Below are 16,469 nucleotides of genomic sequence, written 5' to 3'. Positions count from 1 at the left end.
TCAGGTTATTTTTGTTTCTTTTTAACGAAAAAATTCACAAGGAAAGGTAGCAGGAAATGAATGACGAGCTAGCTTTATATACCTTTGGCACTGGTGAGAACATCCGTGTGCAAGAATACTTGGGGGTCCATCGCAGCCAGCGTGATACCCAGACGGGCTATGTCTTTAGGGTATGGGCGCCACATGCCAAAGAAGTCTATCTTATTGGTGACTTTACCGCCTGGATGGCTCATAAGTTACCAATGATCCGAAACGAAGCTGGTGTGTGGGAAGTTTTCACTACCAAGGCAGTCCCAGGTCAACTCTATAAATATTTGGTCAAGCGTCAGAGCGGCCAATGGGTCGAAAAAATTGATCCGCTAGCTTTTGCCTTTGAACAGCGTCCCGGTACAGCTGCCGTGGTCAAGGACCTAGCTAAGAAAAAATGGCGTGATGGTTTGTGGATGGCGCGCAGAAAACGCTTTGGTCATAAGAACCGGCCGGTTTCCATTTATGAAGTGCACGCTAATTCTTGGCGGATGGATTCGGCAGGCCAGCCTTATGATATGAAACGACTTCAAGCACACTTAATTCCCTATCTCAAGAAGATGAACTATACGCATGTTGAGTTCATGCCTCTAATGGCTCATCCTCTTGGGATGAGCTGGGGTTATCAGTTGATGGGTTACTTTGCTTTTGAAGCAACCTTTGGCCAAGCAGAGGACTTTCAAGCTTTCGTTGAAGAATGCCATCTCAACAACATCGGCGTTTTGGTTGACTGGGTGCCTGGTCACTTTACACAAAACGATGATGCCCTTGCTTACTTTGATGGCACGCCAACCTTTGAGTATCAAGATCCTGACCGAGCCAGGAATGTGGGCTGGGGTGCTCTGAATTTTGATCTTGGTAAAAACCAAGTTCAGTCTTTCTTACTTTCTAGCGCCTTATTTTGGATTGAACATTACCATATAGATGGCTTGCGCGTTGATGCGGTTAGTAATATGCTCTACCTTGACTACGATCAAGGACCCTGGCAACCTAACATCTATGGTGGCAATGAAAATTTAGAAGCAATTGCATTTTTAAAGCGACTGACACAGACCATCCATGACCTCTATCCTGATGTCATGCTGGTCGCAGAAGAGGCAACGTCATACGTGCCTATTACCCATCCTATCGAAAAAAATGGGCTAGGTTTTGATTATAAGTGGAATATGGGCTGGATGAATGATATTTTACGGTTTTATGCTGAAGATCCCATTCATCGCCAATTTGATTTTAATCTTCTCACTTTTAGTTTTATGTATTGCTTTAAGGAACATTACATTTTACCATTTTCTCATGACGAAGTTGTCCATGGTAAGAAGAGTCTTATGCATAAAATGTGGGGTGATCGCTACAATCAATTTGCCGGGCTTCGCAATTTACTAACATATCAGGTCTGTCATCCAGGCAAAAAATTACTTTTTATGGGTTCAGAGTTTGGCCAATTTTTGGAATGGAAATACGATGATCAACTTGAATGGCAAAATTTAGACGACGAACTAAATAAGAAGATGCTTGGTTTTACTGCCACCCTAAATCAATTCTACCGTGACCATAATATGTTATGGCAAAATGATCACAATTATGATGGTATTGAAATCATTGATGCTGATAATGCCTCAGAAAGCGTTCTAAGTTTTTGCCGCAAAAATGACAAGGGAGACTTGTTATTATGTGTCTTTAATATGACACCTGTTGAGCGCAGAAATTTTACGATTGGCGTCCCTCAAAAAGGGATATATGAAGAAGTTTTTAATACTGAAATGGTACAATTTGGCGGCGTCTGGCAAGAGCATAATCCACAGACGGCTACGCTCACACAACCATGGAAAGACTACCAGCAAACCCTTAGTTTCACATTGCCAGCACTTGGGGCAAGTATTTGGAAAATCAAACGTCGTAAAAAGTAGAAGGGGAGAGATCTGCTTATGAAAAAGGAAATGTTAGCCTTGATACTAGCCGGTGGCCAAGGCACCCGGCTTGGTAAACTAACGCAAACGATAGCAAAACCTGCAGTGCAATTTGGTGGGCGTTATCGGATTATTGATTTTGCCTTGTCAAATTGTGCCAACTCAGGCATCCAAAATGTTGGTGTGATTACCCAATACCAGCCGCTCTTGCTCAATAACCACATTGGTAACGGTTCCTCCTGGGGGATGGATGGCATTGATGCTGGTGTCACAATTTTGCAACCTTATTCAGCAACCGAGGGCAATAAATGGTTTCAGGGGACCAGTCATGCCATCTATCAAAATATTGACTATATTGACAGTGTCAATCCAGAGTATGTCTTGATTTTATCGGGCGACCATATTTATAAAATGGATTACGACGAAATGCTGCAAAGCCATAAGGCTAATAAGGCTAGTCTTACTGTGGCAGTGTTAGATGTTCCTCTAAAAGATGCTAGTCGTTTTGGCATTATGAACACTGATAGCCATAACCGAATTGTCGAATTTGAAGAAAAACCAGCGCAGCCTAAATCAACTAAGGCATCAATGGGGATCTACATATTTAGTTGGCAGCGCCTCCGTAGCATGTTAGTGGATGCTGAAAAGAACAATTTGGACATGTCTGATTTTGGTAAGCATGTCATTCCAACTTACTTAAACTCTGGTGAGCGGGTCTATGCTTATGAATTTGCGGGCTACTGGAAGGATGTCGGAACCATCGAATCTCTCTGGGAAGCTAATATGGAATATATCGGTGAAGATAATGAACTCCATAGCCGCGATCGCTCATGGAAAATGTATTCACGTAACCATATTGCACCACCCAATTTTATTGCGCAAGGAGCCCAAGTCAATGATTCTTTGGTTGTAGATGGCTGCTATATTTCGGGTCAAATTGACCATTCGATACTATCAGCGAATGTTCAGGTGAAACAGCATGCGCAGGTGAGCGATTCCTTTATTATGAGCAATGTCACGATTGGTGAAGGAGCAGTAATTAAGCGAGCGATCATTGGTGAAGGTGCTAAAATTGGCGATAATGTCGTCATTGATGGGACCGATCAAATCCAGGTTACTGGTTATAAGGAAGTAGTGGGGGTTACAAATGAAAATTGACAAATATTCCGCCATACTAGGCAGCGCCATGAGCTATGATGAAATGGAAGGTCTGACTGATTCACGCCCGCTTGCTAACCTACCTTTTGATGGTAAATTTCGCTTGATTGATTTTCACCTCTCTAGTTTGGCGAATGCGGGTGTTCGCAATATTTATGGCATTTTCCGCGGAGAGAATATCCGTTCGGTCTTTGACCATGTACGTAGTGGCCGCGAATGGGGCTTAAATACCCTGCTTAGCCATTCTTTTCTAGGTTTTTATCGTTCCAAAGGTACATCTGTTGAAGCAGATGCTGATTATTACGATCAAATCTTAACCTACTTAAAACGCTCTGGCTCTGACCAAACCATTTATATGAGCTGTGATATTATCTGTAATATAGAATTGGAACAAGTGATTCAGTTGCATCAGGCCAATCAACGGCAAATCACGGTTGTTTATAAAAAAACACCAAAAGAGCTGATTACTGATGTCAATGATATTTTAGACATTGATGAAACAAGGGATATAGTCCGTGGTAAGAGTAGGGCTTTTGCACCAACTGCCTACGAAAAAATGTCCACAGGTATCTATATTGTTAACACGCCCTGGCTCATTGAGCAAATGGAAAAAGAAGCTAGCAAGGAGAATCCGGCGAATCTGCGTTATCTGTTGCGTGACTTAACCATTAGTGAAGGTGCCCTGGCTTTTGAATATACGGGCTATCTAGCCAATATCCACTCAGCAAAATCCTATTATGATGCTAATATGGATATGCTAGAGCCAGATAAGTTCTATGCTTTGTTGTATGCTAACCAGCGTATTTACACGCGCATTAAAAATGAAGAAGCCACTTATTTTGCTGAGGAATCCTATGTTAATAATTCCCAGTTTGCCTCAGGCAGTATTATCAAGGGCCATGTAGACCATTCAATTGTCTCTCGTAATTGCTATATTGATGTCAATACTAAAGTGGCAAATAGTATTATAGCTCCCAAGGTAAGAATTGGTATTGGAACAACCATTGAGTATGCGATTATTGATAAGTTAGTTGAGGTTGATAATGGTGTGACCATTCGCGGAACAAAGGAAAAACCGCTGGTTATTCCAAAAGGTACACATGTAACAGAGGATATTATAAAATGAAAGTATTATTTGTAGCCGCAGAAGGAGCACCTTTTGCTAAGACAGGTGGCTTAGGTGATGTGATTGGTGCTTTACCTAAGTCCTTGGTTAAGCACGGTCAGGAAGTTGCGGTCATCTTGCCCTACTATGATATGGTTGATTACAACTACCACGACCAAGTGGAAGATGTCTTGTCCTTTGACATCCAAGTCGGTTGGCGACGCCAATATGTCGGCCTTAAAAAAATCATTAAAGAGGGTGTCAGTTTTTATTTCATTGATAATCAATATTATTTTTTCAGAGGGCATGTCTATGGTGATTGGGATGATGGTGAACGCTATGCTTTCTTTCAGTTAGCAGCTCTTGAGAGCATGGAGCGTATCGGCTTTATCCCTGACATTTTACATGTGCATGATTATCATACGGCGATGATTCCCTACCTTTTGCGTGAAAAGTACCATTGGCTTTCTGCCTATCGGTCGATCAAAACGGTCTTTACTATTCATAATATTGAATTTCAAGGCCAATTTGATCCAGGCATGCTGGGGGATTTGTTTGGTGTCGGAAATGAACGTTACCTTGATGGCACTCTACGCTGGCATGACTGCCTCAATTGGATGAAAGCAGGGGTATTGTACGCCGATCAGGTAACAACGGTCTCTCCCACATATGCCAAGGAAATAAGAACCCCAGCCTTTGGTAAAGGCTTAGATCAGCTGATGCGCATGGAGGCAGGTAAACTCTCAGGGATTCTCAACGGTATTGATACAGAACTCTTTAATCCCGAAACAGATAACCTGATTCCCTATCATTATACGGTTGCTGATTTAAGTGGCAAAGCTAAAAATAAGCAAGCCCTGCAAGAACGTCTGGGACTGCCTCAACGGCCCGAAGTGCCTGTGATTGGGATTGTTTCACGCTTGACCAAGCAAAAAGGCTTTGATCTGGTGGTCCAAGAACTCGACCATATTCTCAAGCACGATGTCCAATTAGTGGTGCTTGGCACAGGTGATCCTGACTACGAGCATTCCTTTGCTTGGTTTAGTCAAGTTTATGCAAAAAAGATGTCAGCTCATATTACCTTTGACTTATCGCTGGCGCAAAACATCTATGCTGCTAGTGACATCTTTTTGATGCCTAGTGCTTTTGAGCCGTGTGGCTTGTCGCAGATGATGGCTATGCGCTATGGTTCTTTGCCAATTGTCCACCAAATCGGTGGCCTCAAAGATACCGTAGAAGCCTATAATCAGTTTGATCATAGTGGAACAGGCTTTGGCTTTGAGCGATTTGACGGTTATTGGCTAACTAAAACCCTTCAAATGGCACTTGAAGTTTACACCAATAAACCAGATGACTGGGCTATCCTACAAGAACATGCTATGAAACGGGACTTTTCTTGGGATACGGCTAGCCAGGCCTATCTTGAGCTCTACCATACTATCTTGTGAGAACTCGTTCCTTACTTAGAACTGCTTTTTTTCTGAAACAAAGACGGCTTTGGGCCGTTTTTTGCTCATGGGATTTAGGCTTAATCTGCTATTAATCATCAAGAATGGTCAGGCTTTTAAGAATTTATTGCCACTTTTTGCATCTATTAACCATAATAAATAAGAACATATTATAATAGGTAAATTTTGGTTTAAGAAAGCGAATCCAATTACGAATTTCGGTTGACATTCTGCTATTTAAGGAATAGAATAGCAGGGTAAAAAAATTTATAAGGAGAATTCAAATGTTGAATTTAAAAATTTTAGCACTCGGTATTGCTGTTTTGGGCGTAAGTATTGGTGAAGGTATCATGGTTGCCAATGTTGCTAAATCGGCTGCTCGTCAACCAGAGATGTTTTCTAAATTACAATCATTATTAATCCTAGGTGTTGCCTTTATCGAAGGGACTTTCTTCGTACTACTTGCTTCTACTTTCTTCGTTAACTAATTGTTGCCGATTAGTTAATATAGAAAAGGAGGGGTAAGGTTGGAAAAATTAATGAATCCAACAGTGCAAATCTTTGGCATTACATTTGACTTAACTATTCTTGCCATGTCTCTTTTGACCGTTGTCATTGCTTTTGGCTTTATTTTTTGGGCCAGTCGGAATATGACTATCAAACCAAAAGGGAAACAAAATGTCTTAGAATGGTTTTTTGAATTTGTCCAAGGAATCACCAAAGAAAATTTAGGAAAATATAATCGTAATTATAGCCTCCTCACTTTCAGCCTTTTCTTCTTTGTCCTAATTGCCAATAACATTGGTCTTATGACCAAGCTTGAGATTGGTGAATACAATCTTTGGACATCTCCTACAGCTAATGCGGCAGCTGACTTCGGTCTAGCTCTTTTAGTTGCAGTGATTGTTCATTTTGAAGGGATTCGCAAATCTGGCATTAAAGGGTACTTAAAAGAATACATTGAACCTGTGCCAATTATGCTACCGATGAATATCCTCGAAGAGTTTACGAGTGTCATCTCCTTAACCCTTCGGCTATTTGGTAATATCTATGCGGGCGAAATTGTGCTTGATTTGTTACTGCGTTTTGCACACGTTAGTGTTTTTGCGGCTCCAGTTGCCTTTATTATTAATGTTATCTGGGTTGCCTTTTCAATCTTTATTTCAGCCATTCAAGCCTATGTATTCGTCTTACTATCATCAAGTTATATTGGTAAGAAAGTTAATCATGAGGAAGAATAAGAAAGGAGGTAGTTACAGATGTCATTACTCATTAATAGTACAAGTTTAGGTAATATCATTATTGCTACTGGCTCATTCATCCTTTTACTTGTTCTCATCAGACTTTTTGCATGGAAACAAATTACAGGTATCTTTGCTGCGCGTGCCGAAAAAATCGCCAAAGATATTGACGGAGCTGAAGAAGCCCGTCAAAAAGCTGAGCAGTTAGAGCAAAAACGTCAAACGGAGTTGGCTGGTGCCAAAGAAGACGCTAGCAAAATTATCACTGATGCCAAAGAAATCGGTCAAGCACAAGGTGATAAGCTCATTGATGAAGCAAGAGAAGAAGCAAGCCGCTTAAAAGACAAGGCGCAAGCTGATATTGCTCAAAGCAAAACAGAAGCCATCTCAAGTGTCAAGGCTGAAATGTCTGATTTAACCGTCACATTAGCTGAACGTATCATGGGCGCTCATTTAGATAAAGAAGCGCAAAGTCAGCTCATTGATCGTTACCTTGATGATCTAGGAGAAGCTTAATGACTAAAAAAGAACAAGCTCTTGTTGAACAGTATGCAAAGAGCCTTGTTGAAGTCTATTATGAGCATCAAATGCTTGATCAATTGCAGACAGACCTTGCTGCTTTGATTCAAGTATTTGAGCAAACAGATTTGGATGAGGTACTAGGCAGCTTTGCTGTTTCACAAGAATATAAAGAAGAAATCCTTCGATTATTAAAAGACTCAAGCTCAACATATATGAATAATTTTCTTGATGTCATTATACAAAATCAACGTCAAGCCCTCTTATATTCTATATTAAAGGCTAGTTCTTTTAAAATCGCTCAGCTATTAAATGAATTCGAGGTCAAGGTGACGACAACCGTTCCTTTAACAGACCAACAAAAGGATCGAATCCGTACAATCGTTGAGAAAAAAGTTGGCGTTAAAGCCGCTAAAATTATTGAAGACATTAATCCTGCCATTGTCGGTGGTTTTATCATTAGTGTCAATAATAAAGTAATTGATACCAGCATTCGTGGTCAATTACAAGAATTTAAATCCAAATTAGTATAGAAAGTGGTGTGACTTTTGGCAATTAATGCACAAGAAATTAGCGCTTTAATCAAAAAGCAAATTGAAAACTTCCAGCCAAATTTCGATGTCACAGAAACTGGTGTTGTCACCTATATCGGTGATGGGATTGCTCGTGCTCGTGGACTTGACAATGCCATGAGCGGTGAACTCCTTGAATTTGCAAATGGTACATATGGCATGGCCCAAAACCTAGAAACCAATGACATTGGGATAATCATTCTAGGAGATTTCTACGAAATCCGCGAAGGTGATGTTGTCAAGCGTACCGGCAAAATCATGGAAGTACCAGTTGGTGAGGCACTTATTGGGCGGGTGGTCAATCCGCTTGGTCAACCAGTTGATGGTCTTGGTGACATTAAAACTAGCGGTTTTAGACCAGTGGAAAATCCAGCACCAGGGGTTATGCAACGTAAATCCGTTTTTGAGCCTTTGCAAACAGGTTTAAAAGCCATTGATGCCTTGGTTCCGATTGGTCGTGGCCAACGCGAATTAATCATCGGTGACCGGCAAACAGGTAAAACGTCCGTTGCGATTGATACAATTTTGAACCAAAAGGGTCAAGATATGATTTGTATCTACGTGGCAATTGGCCAAAAAGAATCGACAGTCCGCACTCAAGTCGAAACATTACGTAAGTATGGTGCCCTTGATTATACCATTGTGGTGACAGCATCTGCTTCACAACCATCGCCCTTGCTCTTTATTGCTCCTTATGCAGGTGTGGCGATGGCCGAAGAGTTTATGTACAATGGCAAGCATGTTTTGATTGTTTATGATGACCTATCTAAACAAGCTGTTGCTTATCGTGAATTATCACTCTTGCTTCGTCGTCCACCAGGTCGTGAAGCTTATCCTGGGGATGTATTCTACCTTCATAGCCGTCTGTTAGAACGTTCTGCTAAGTTATCAGATGACCTAGGTGGTGGCTCCATCACAGCGCTGCCATTTATCGAAACCCAAGCAGGTGATATTTCGGCTTATATCGCAACCAACGTTATCTCCATCACCGATGGGCAAATCTTCTTGCAAGAAAATCTCTTCAACTCAGGGATCCGTCCAGCGATTGATGCAGGATCATCTGTATCGCGGGTTGGTGGTTCAGCCCAAATCAAGGCCATGAAAAAAGTGGCCGGGACCCTGCGTTTGGACCTTGCTTCCTACCATGAGTTAGAAGCCTTTACCCAATTTGGTTCTGATCTTGATGCGGCAACGCAAGCAAAACTCAACCGCGGTCGTCGAACAGTGGAAATTTTGAAACAACCCTTGCATAAACCGCTACCGGTTGAAAAGCAAGTAGTCATTCTCTATGCTTTGACACATGGCTATTTGGATGATGTGCCAGTCAATGATATTCTTGCTTTTGAAGAAGCACTCTATGATTACTTTGATGCCCACTATCAAGATCTCTTTGAGACCATTCGTTCAACAAAAGATCTTCCTAATGAGGATGACCTTAAGGCTGCTATTGAAGCATTTAAAGATCAATCTAACTTTAAAGAATAAGGGAGGATTCTAGTATGGCAGGCTCTCTAAGTGAAATTAAAGCTAAAATTAATTCAACAGAGAAAACAAGTAAAATAACTAGTGCCATGCGGATGGTTTCTTCAGCTAAACTTGTAAAATCCGAGCAAGCCGCCCGCGATTTTCAAATTTACGCTTCGAAAATTCGTCAAATCACAACGGACTTATTGAAATCAGAGCTTAACTCTGGCACTGATAACCCAATGTTGGCCTCACGTCCAGTTAAAAAAACAGGCTATATTGTCATTACTTCTGATAAGGGCCTAGTCGGTGGTTATAATTCCAAGATTTTAAAAGCTGTTATGGATATGATTGCAGAATATCATGCTGCAGATGATTATGCCATCATCTCAATTGGCAGTATTGGTTCTGATTTCTTTAAGGCACGAGGAATGAACGTTTCTTTTGAATTACGTGGTTTACAGGATCAACCAAGTTTTGAAGATGTTCGACGAATTATTGCCCACTCTGTTGAAATGTATCAAAACGAACTGTTTGATGAATTGTATGTCTGCTATAATCACCATGTTAATAGCTTGACCAGTCAAGTTCGGGTTCAACGCATGTTGCCCATCTCTGACTTAGTTGCCGAAGAAGCAACAAAAACGGGTGTGACAGGCTTTGAATTGGAACCAGATAAAGACCTTATCCTTGATCAGTTATTGCCTCAGTTTACTGAAAGCTTGATTTATGGGGCAATCATCGATGCCAAAACGGCTGAGCATGCAGCCGGTATGACAGCGATGCAAACTGCAACGGATAATGCCACAAGTGTCATTAATGATTTGACTATTCAATATAACCGAGCGCGTCAAGCAGCTATTACGCAAGAAATTACCGAAATTGTAGCGGGAGCAAATGCACTTGACTAATGTGACGGTAAGCACTTAAAAAATGCACTAGTTATAAAAAACTTATCACAAGAGATGAGTTACCTAAAGGGATAATGATAGAAGCTTAGTTATCATATTCTTTGCAAAATTGATATGAAGGAGAAATAAATGAGCTCAGGCAAAATTGCTCAGGTAGTTGGTCCGGTTGTAGACGTTGTGTTTGCAAGTGGCGATGCACTACCAGAGATTAATAATGCATTGATAGTTTATAAAGATAGTGATAAACAACAAAAAATCGTTCTTGAAGTTGCTCTTGAACTTGGGGACGGGATGGTTCGAACTATCGCTATGGAATCAACTGATGGGCTTACACGGGGCTTAGAAGTTCTTGATACCGGCCGGCCAATTAGCGTGCCAGTAGGTAAAGAAACGCTAGGGCGGGTTTTCAATGTTTTGGGGAATACCATTGACCTTGAAAAGCCATTTGACCAAGAAGCGCTTCGCGAACCTATTCATAAAAAAGCTCCCGCTTTTGATGAACTATCAACTGCTTCAGAAATTCTTGAAACAGGAATTAAAGTTATTGACTTACTTGCCCCTTACTTAAAAGGGGGAAAAGTTGGTTTGTTTGGTGGTGCCGGAGTTGGTAAAACCGTTTTGATTCAAGAACTGATCCATAACATCGCGCAAGAACACGGAGGTATTTCTGTTTTTACCGGTGTTGGGGAACGAACACGTGAAGGAAATGACCTTTACTGGGAGATGAAAGAATCAGGCGTTATTGAAAAAACAGCCATGGTCTTTGGTCAAATGAATGAGCCACCTGGAGCACGGATGCGGGTTGCCCTTACTGGACTGACCATTGCCGAATATTTCCGTGATGTCGAAGGTCAAGATGTTTTGCTCTTTATTGACAATATCTTTCGCTTCACTCAAGCCGGCTCTGAAGTGTCAGCCCTCCTAGGACGGATGCCATCAGCTGTTGGTTACCAACCAACTCTTGGTACTGAAATGGGGCAATTGCAAGAACGCATTACCTCTACGAAAAAAGGTTCTGTTACTTCCATCCAAGCCATCTACGTGCCAGCCGATGACTATACTGACCCAGCGCCAGCTACTGCCTTTGCGCACTTGGATTCAACAACTAACCTTGAACGTAAATTGACGCAAATGGGGATTTACCCTGCTGTTGACCCATTAGCCTCAAGTTCTCGGGCCTTAACACCTGAAATTGTTGGACAAGAGCATTATGCAGTAGCAACAGAAGTTCAACGTGTTCTTCAACGCTACCGCGAATTACAAGACATCATCGCCATCCTTGGTATGGATGAATTGTCTGATGAAGAAAAAACCTTGGTAGGCCGAGCACGCCGTATCCAGTTCTTCTTGTCACAAAACTTTAACGTTGCCGAAACATTTACCGGACAACCCGGTTCCTATGTTTCTATTGAAGATACAGTACGTGGCTTTAAGGAAATTCTTGATGGTAAACATGATGAGATTCCCGAAGACGCCTTTCGTATGGTTGGTGGCATTGATGATGTTCTCGAAAAAGCCAAAAAAATGGGCTTTTAGTGAGGTGATGCCATGACCCAAATGACTGTTCAAGTAGTAACACCTGATGGTATTAAGTATGATCACCATGCAACTTTTATTTCGGTTGAAACGCCTGAAGGAGAGATGGGAGTTTTGCCAGAACATATCAACTTGATTGCACCACTCACGATTCATGAAATGAAAATTCGCCGTGTTGGTGAATCAGATAAGGTTGACTGGATTGCTATCAATGGTGGGATTATTGAGGTAAAAAATAACAAAGTTACTATTGTAGCGGATTCTGCTGAGCGTGATCGTGATATTGACGTAAGCCGTGCAGAGCGAGCAAAATTACGAGCAGAACGTGTAATTGCGCAAGGGGAATCAACACATAACATTGATGACGTTCGTCGGGCTAAGGTGGCATTGCGCCGTGCCCTTAACCGAATTAATGTTGGTAATAAATAAAATGGGGTCTTGTGAAAGACTCTTTTTTAGCTGTTTAAACTAATTGGAATTTGCTATAATAGAGTTATGAATTATCTGAATCAATTATTAATATTATCCTGTCATTTGCTTTTTATTGCGATTTCTTACCAATTACTGATGAGTCTCTTTGATTGGTCGCGCTTTATTCGTCGTCTTCCAGAGAATCTTGGTAAACTCAAACTCTTTATTTTTTTCCTGGCTATTGTTTTAGGTTATCTTGTTAGCCACTTTATCTTAGAGCTCGTCCAGATGGGACATACTCTGTTTTAAGGTCAAGACAGGGTGCCAAATCAAGAAATATGATATAATTTCTATTATAGGATTGGAAAAAAAGAATGGAGTTATCGGGTGGATAAGATTATTATTGAAGGTGGTCAAACCCAGCTAAAAGGTGAAGTCGTCATTGAAGGGGCAAAAAATGCAGTGCTACCTTTATTAGCGGCGACAATTTTACCATCACAAGGTACAACAATACTGCGGAATGTTCCGATTTTATCAGATGTTTATACCATGAATAATGTAGTTCGGGGGCTTGACATTGCCGTTACATTTGATGAAGAGCAAAATGAAATAACAGTGGATGCTTCTCGTGATATTTTGGACGTTGCTCCGTATGAGTATGTAAGCCAAATGCGGGCTTCTATTGTGGTTTTAGGGCCAATACTTGCCAGAAATGGCCACGCTAAGGTCTCAATGCCGGGTGGTTGTACCATTGGCAGTCGCCCGATTGATCTTCACCTCAAGGGACTAGAAGCAATGGGTGCTCAAATCAGTCAGACGGGCGGGGATATTACAGCTTCAGCTGATCGTTTAAAGGGCGCAACCATTTACTTGGATTTTCCTTCAGTCGGAGCAACACAAAACCTGATGATGGCTGCTACCTTAGCGCAAGGAACAACTGTCATTGAAAATGCAGCAAGAGAACCAGAAATCGTCGATTTAGCTCAGCTGCTCAACAAAATGGGCGCTAGTGTCAAGGGAGCAGGCACCGAAACCTTAACTATCAGGGGTGTGGAACAGCTCCACGGGACAGAACACGATGTGGTCCAAGACCGCATTGAAGCGGGTACCTTCATGGTAGCTGCTGCAATGACCTCTGGTGATGTTTTGATTAGAGATGCTGTCTGGGAACATAATCGTCCCTTAATTTCCAAATTATTGGAGATGGGGGTTTTAGTCACCGAAGAAGCACGGGGTATCCGTGTACAAGCTGATACAGCTAGTTTAAAACCAGTTACCGTCAAAACCATGCCCCATCCAGGTTTTCCAACGGACATGCAGGCCCAGTTTACGGCCTTGATGGCGGTAGTTAAGGGGGAATCTACCATGATTGAGACTGTTTTTGAGAACCGTTTCCAACATTTGGAAGAGATGCGCCGGATGGGATTACATTCAGAGATTTTGCGGGATACTGCTATGATTCATGGTGGTAAGGAACTCCAAGGCGCCCCAGTTATGTCTACGGATTTGCGGGCTAGTGCAGCGCTGATTTTGACGGGCATGGTCGCAAAGGGCACCACAACGGTCACCAAGCTATCACACTTAGATCGCGGTTACTACCATTTTCATCAAAAGTTGGCACAATTAGGTGCTAATATCGAACGTATTAGTGAGGACTAATCAATGAGAACAGGTTGGCAATATGTCCTAAAGCAGTTATCCCTTATCTTTCTTGTCGCTTTGCTTGCTGTCTTATTTTTAGCAGTTGGTCTAATGATTGGCTATGGTGTGATTGGCGATGGACAGCATGTGACATCAATCTTATCACTGGCTAAATGGGCAGAATTAGTTCACAAATTTACTGGGAAGTAGGCTCTGGCCTACTTTTTCTTTGGAGGAACCATGTCAAAAAAACCTTTTCACCCAAAGCAGATTAATCTGCTATTAGTGATTTTAGTAATGCTTTGCTTTGGCTATTTAGCTCTAAGTGGCCAAAAAGATCAAGAAGAGCTTTTTACAAATCTTTACCATCAGTTGGTTAAGCAGCCCTTGCCTGGTGCATTTTTTGGTGATTCAGCTAATCCAGCCCGCCCTTCAAAAGCTTTAGCAAGTTCGGTCTTAACCCCGCAGGTACGAAAACAACTGGGCTCTGCTATTACTTGGAATGGCGCAGGAGCCTTTATTATCAATCAAAACCGGACTAATCTAGATGCTAATGTGCGTAGTAAGGTCTATGCTGTTAACCAGACAAAACACGTACAAGGTCGCCTCGTTCCAACACAAGGCAATGCCCTTTTAAGCAAACAGACGCGCCAATACCAAAATCGTCAGAAACTCGGCCAGGGCTATACCACCTTTCAGCCAGCAGGGTGGCACCAATTGCACCAGTTACCTGGAACCTACGACCATGCTGTTGATCGGGGTCATGTCTTGGCTTATGCCTTGGTTGGTGGTCTAAAAGGCTTTGATGCCTCAACCAGTAATCCCCAAAACATCGCCACACAGCTTGCTTGGGCTAATCAAGCAAACGCCGCTGATTCGACGGGACAAAACTACTATGAATCACTCGTTCGTCGAGCTTTGGACCAGCATCACCGGGTGCGTTATAGAGTAACACTGATTTATCAGGGGGAAGAATTGCTGGCGCGCGGCAGCCATATTGAAGCCAAAGCTGCCGATGGCTCGTTAGAATTTAACGTCTTTGTCCCTAATGTGCAAAAAGGCCTAGAGGTTGATTACTATAGTGGCCAGATTAGCCTCAGCAAAAAGTAGCCCACAACAATCACCTGCCCAGTAGCGAACGCTGTCTGCGCAGCTTTTGTCTAGCTGTGGCTAAAAAGTCGTCGTTGTCAAAATCAGAAAATTTTGATACACTAGTGTTAATTAAATAGTTGTCGGTGAGACTAGTACTAATAGGGAACTTATCAGGGACTGAAGGCCATAGACTGAAAGCCTTCTTAAGCAAAGCATTAGGAATTCACTCACGCATAAGACAAGCCAATTAAGGTCTGACTATTCAGATAAAAACGGATGGTACCGCGTGTCAACGCTCCGAAGGTGAATGGAGCTGAGGCACGTTTTTTCTTACCAACAAGGAAGGGTTATTATGGATTTACAAGCACAATTAGAAAAGCTAAAAACGCAAACCTTAAAAGAGCTGCAAGCAATGGTTGGCGATCAATCAAAGGAATTGCAGGAGTTAAAGGTGGCTGTTTTAGGGAAAAAGGGCAGCTTGACTGAGTTACTAAAAGGTTTGAAGGATTTACCAAGTGATAGGCGTCCTCTTGTCGGCAAGCAGGTCAATCAGGTTCGTGATGTGCTGACGGCTGCGTTTGAGGCACAAGCTCAGGTTGTTGCGGCAGCAAAAATCCAGGCCCAGTTAGCACTTGAAAGCCTAGATGTCACCTTGCCTGGCCGTCAGATAGCCAGTGGAAACCGCCATATTTTAACTCAAATTAGTGAAGAAATTGAAGATATTTTTTTAGGGATGGGCTTTCAAATTATTGATGGCTCTGAGGTAGAGCAAGATTACTATAACTTTGAGCGCATGAACCTGCCTAAGGGACACCCAGCGCGTGATATGCAAGATACCTTTTATATTACTGAAGAAATCCTTCTTAGAACACATACTTCTCCGGTGCAGGCAAGGACCTTGGATCAACATGATTTTACAAAAGGGCCTTTGAAAATGATTTCGCCAGGCCGAGTTTTTCGCCGCGATACAGATGATGCGACACACTCTCATCAATTTCATCAAATTGAAGGGTTAGTGGTGGGCAAAGCTATCTCAATGGCTGACCTAAAAGGCACCTTGGAGTTGATTATTCAAAAAATGTTTGGAGCAGATCGCAAGATTCGCTTACGGCCTTCTTATTTTCCATTTACAGAACCATCAGTCGAAGTGGATGTCTCTTGCTTTAAATGTGGGGGCAAGGGCTGTAATGTCTGCAAAAAAACAGGTTGGATTGAAATCCTAGGAGCAGGAATGGTGCACCCTCGGGTCTTAGAAATGTCCGGTGTTGATGCAAAGAGCTATTCTGGCTTTGCCTTTGGTTTAGGACAAGAACGCATTGCCATGCTCCGCTATGGTATTAATGATATTCGTGGTTTTTACCTTGGTGATAGTCGTTTTTCTAAACAATTCAAATAAGCCCTGGCCTACTTAGGTTATTTTTGCAAAATAGAAAGAAA

General features: G+C 42.0%; 17 protein-coding genes. All 17 read left to right on the top strand.

From position 1 onward, the window contains the following. Window positions 1-56: 56 nt before the first annotated feature. The 17 genes from glgB to pheS all read left to right on the top strand — a co-directional run bounded on the left by glgB (window position 57) and on the right by pheS (window position 16,428). Window positions 57-1,934, top strand: coding sequence for a 1,4-alpha-glucan branching protein GlgB (gene glgB / locus GWD08_RS02330; protein ID WP_159564055.1), 1,878 nt, complete (start codon window positions 57-59; stop codon window positions 1,932-1,934). Window positions 1,935-1,952: 18 nt separating this feature from the next. After that, window positions 1,953-3,092 (top strand): glucose-1-phosphate adenylyltransferase, encoded by a 1,140-nt coding sequence (locus tag GWD08_RS02325; protein ID WP_159564054.1) that lies wholly within the window; start codon window positions 1,953-1,955, stop codon window positions 3,090-3,092. After that, complete coding sequence (glgD, locus tag GWD08_RS02320; RefSeq protein WP_159564053.1) at window positions 3,082-4,218, top strand: glucose-1-phosphate adenylyltransferase subunit GlgD; 1,137 nt, start codon at window positions 3,082-3,084, stop codon at window positions 4,216-4,218. The genes GWD08_RS02325 and glgD overlap by 11 nt, the downstream gene beginning before the upstream one ends. Continuing rightward, complete coding sequence (gene glgA / locus GWD08_RS02315) at window positions 4,215-5,645, top strand: glycogen synthase GlgA (protein WP_159564052.1); 1,431 nt, start codon at window positions 4,215-4,217, stop codon at window positions 5,643-5,645. Before glgD ends, glgA begins: the two co-directional genes overlap by 4 nt. Window positions 5,646-5,929: 284 nt before the next feature. After that, on the top strand, window positions 5,930-6,133 hold the full coding sequence (locus GWD08_RS02310) for a F0F1 ATP synthase subunit C (RefSeq protein ID WP_159544195.1): 204 nt from the start codon (window positions 5,930-5,932) through the stop codon (window positions 6,131-6,133). A gap of 39 nt (window positions 6,134-6,172) precedes the next feature. Further along, entirely contained in the window at window positions 6,173-6,886 is a 714-nt protein-coding gene (atpB, locus tag GWD08_RS02305; RefSeq protein ID WP_159544193.1) for a F0F1 ATP synthase subunit A, read from the top strand. Between the two features lie 18 nt (window positions 6,887-6,904). Continuing rightward, complete coding sequence (atpF, locus tag GWD08_RS02300) at window positions 6,905-7,402, top strand: F0F1 ATP synthase subunit B (RefSeq protein ID WP_159544191.1); 498 nt, start codon at window positions 6,905-6,907, stop codon at window positions 7,400-7,402. Next, window positions 7,402-7,938: a F0F1 ATP synthase subunit delta gene (locus GWD08_RS02295; RefSeq protein WP_159549075.1), complete on the top strand. Its 537-nt coding sequence runs from the start codon at window positions 7,402-7,404 to the stop codon at window positions 7,936-7,938. The genes atpF and GWD08_RS02295 overlap by 1 nt, the downstream gene beginning before the upstream one ends. A gap of 15 nt (window positions 7,939-7,953) precedes the next feature. Beyond that, window positions 7,954-9,462 (top strand): F0F1 ATP synthase subunit alpha, encoded by a 1,509-nt coding sequence (gene atpA / locus GWD08_RS02290; RefSeq protein WP_159564051.1) that lies wholly within the window; start codon window positions 7,954-7,956, stop codon window positions 9,460-9,462. 14 nt (window positions 9,463-9,476) lie between these two features. Beyond that, window positions 9,477-10,352 (top strand): F0F1 ATP synthase subunit gamma, encoded by an 876-nt coding sequence (locus GWD08_RS02285; RefSeq protein WP_159564050.1) that lies wholly within the window; start codon window positions 9,477-9,479, stop codon window positions 10,350-10,352. 129 nt (window positions 10,353-10,481) lie between these two features. Continuing rightward, window positions 10,482-11,888, top strand: a complete 1,407-nt coding sequence (gene atpD, locus GWD08_RS02280; RefSeq protein WP_159544183.1) for a F0F1 ATP synthase subunit beta — start codon at window positions 10,482-10,484, stop codon at window positions 11,886-11,888. Window positions 11,889-11,900: 12 nt separating this feature from the next. Beyond that, window positions 11,901-12,317 carry a F0F1 ATP synthase subunit epsilon gene (locus GWD08_RS02275; protein ID WP_159544181.1) on the top strand — a complete coding sequence of 139 codons (417 nt, stop codon included), beginning with the start codon at window positions 11,901-11,903 and terminating at the stop codon, window positions 12,315-12,317. 66 nt (window positions 12,318-12,383) lie between these two features. Then, window positions 12,384-12,608, top strand: coding sequence for a DUF1146 family protein (locus GWD08_RS02270; protein WP_159544179.1), 225 nt, complete (start codon window positions 12,384-12,386; stop codon window positions 12,606-12,608). 78 nt (window positions 12,609-12,686) lie between these two features. Further along, window positions 12,687-13,958 carry a UDP-N-acetylglucosamine 1-carboxyvinyltransferase gene (gene murA, locus GWD08_RS02265; protein WP_159544177.1) on the top strand — a complete coding sequence of 424 codons (1,272 nt, stop codon included), beginning with the start codon at window positions 12,687-12,689 and terminating at the stop codon, window positions 13,956-13,958. Window positions 13,959-13,961: 3 nt separating this feature from the next. Beyond that, window positions 13,962-14,150: a DNA-directed RNA polymerase subunit beta gene (locus GWD08_RS02260; protein WP_159544175.1), complete on the top strand. Its 189-nt coding sequence runs from the start codon at window positions 13,962-13,964 to the stop codon at window positions 14,148-14,150. 30 nt (window positions 14,151-14,180) lie between these two features. Further along, complete coding sequence (locus GWD08_RS02255; protein ID WP_159564049.1) at window positions 14,181-15,050, top strand: DNA/RNA non-specific endonuclease; 870 nt, start codon at window positions 14,181-14,183, stop codon at window positions 15,048-15,050. A gap of 334 nt (window positions 15,051-15,384) precedes the next feature. Beyond that, window positions 15,385-16,428: a phenylalanine--tRNA ligase subunit alpha gene (pheS, locus tag GWD08_RS02250; protein ID WP_159564048.1), complete on the top strand. Its 1,044-nt coding sequence runs from the start codon at window positions 15,385-15,387 to the stop codon at window positions 16,426-16,428. The last annotated feature ends 41 nt before the right edge of the window (window positions 16,429-16,469 follow it).

It is taken from the genome of Streptococcus halichoeri, from assembly GCF_009870755.1.
GTDB lineage: Bacteria > Bacillota > Bacilli > Lactobacillales > Streptococcaceae > Streptococcus > Streptococcus halichoeri.
The sequence above is the reverse complement of the archived record's forward strand: the minus strand, read 5'-3'. Positions and strand labels throughout refer to the sequence as shown.

Excerpts from the sequence above, each read along its gene's own strand:
- glgB (WP_159564055.1), top strand. The coding sequence starts at position 57 with ATGAATGACGAGCTAGCTTTATATACCTTTGGCACTGGTGAGAACATC.
- GWD08_RS02325 (WP_159564054.1), top strand. The coding sequence starts at position 1,953 with ATGAAAAAGGAAATGTTAGCCTTGATACTAGCCGGTGGCCAAGGCACC.
- glgD (WP_159564053.1), top strand. The coding sequence starts at position 3,082 with ATGAAAATTGACAAATATTCCGCCATACTAGGCAGCGCCATGAGCTAT.
- glgA (WP_159564052.1), top strand. The coding sequence starts at position 4,215 with ATGAAAGTATTATTTGTAGCCGCAGAAGGAGCACCTTTTGCTAAGACA.
- GWD08_RS02310 (WP_159544195.1), top strand. The coding sequence starts at position 5,930 with ATGTTGAATTTAAAAATTTTAGCACTCGGTATTGCTGTTTTGGGCGTA.
- atpF (WP_159544191.1), top strand. The coding sequence starts at position 6,905 with ATGTCATTACTCATTAATAGTACAAGTTTAGGTAATATCATTATTGCT.
- GWD08_RS02295 (WP_159549075.1), top strand. The coding sequence starts at position 7,402 with ATGACTAAAAAAGAACAAGCTCTTGTTGAACAGTATGCAAAGAGCCTT.
- GWD08_RS02285 (WP_159564050.1), top strand. The coding sequence starts at position 9,477 with ATGGCAGGCTCTCTAAGTGAAATTAAAGCTAAAATTAATTCAACAGAG.
- atpD (WP_159544183.1), top strand. The coding sequence starts at position 10,482 with ATGAGCTCAGGCAAAATTGCTCAGGTAGTTGGTCCGGTTGTAGACGTT.
- GWD08_RS02275 (WP_159544181.1), top strand. The coding sequence starts at position 11,901 with ATGACCCAAATGACTGTTCAAGTAGTAACACCTGATGGTATTAAGTAT.
- GWD08_RS02270 (WP_159544179.1), top strand. The coding sequence starts at position 12,384 with ATGAATTATCTGAATCAATTATTAATATTATCCTGTCATTTGCTTTTT.
- GWD08_RS02260 (WP_159544175.1), top strand. The coding sequence starts at position 13,962 with ATGAGAACAGGTTGGCAATATGTCCTAAAGCAGTTATCCCTTATCTTT.
- GWD08_RS02255 (WP_159564049.1), top strand. The coding sequence starts at position 14,181 with ATGTCAAAAAAACCTTTTCACCCAAAGCAGATTAATCTGCTATTAGTG.
- pheS (WP_159564048.1), top strand. The coding sequence starts at position 15,385 with ATGGATTTACAAGCACAATTAGAAAAGCTAAAAACGCAAACCTTAAAA.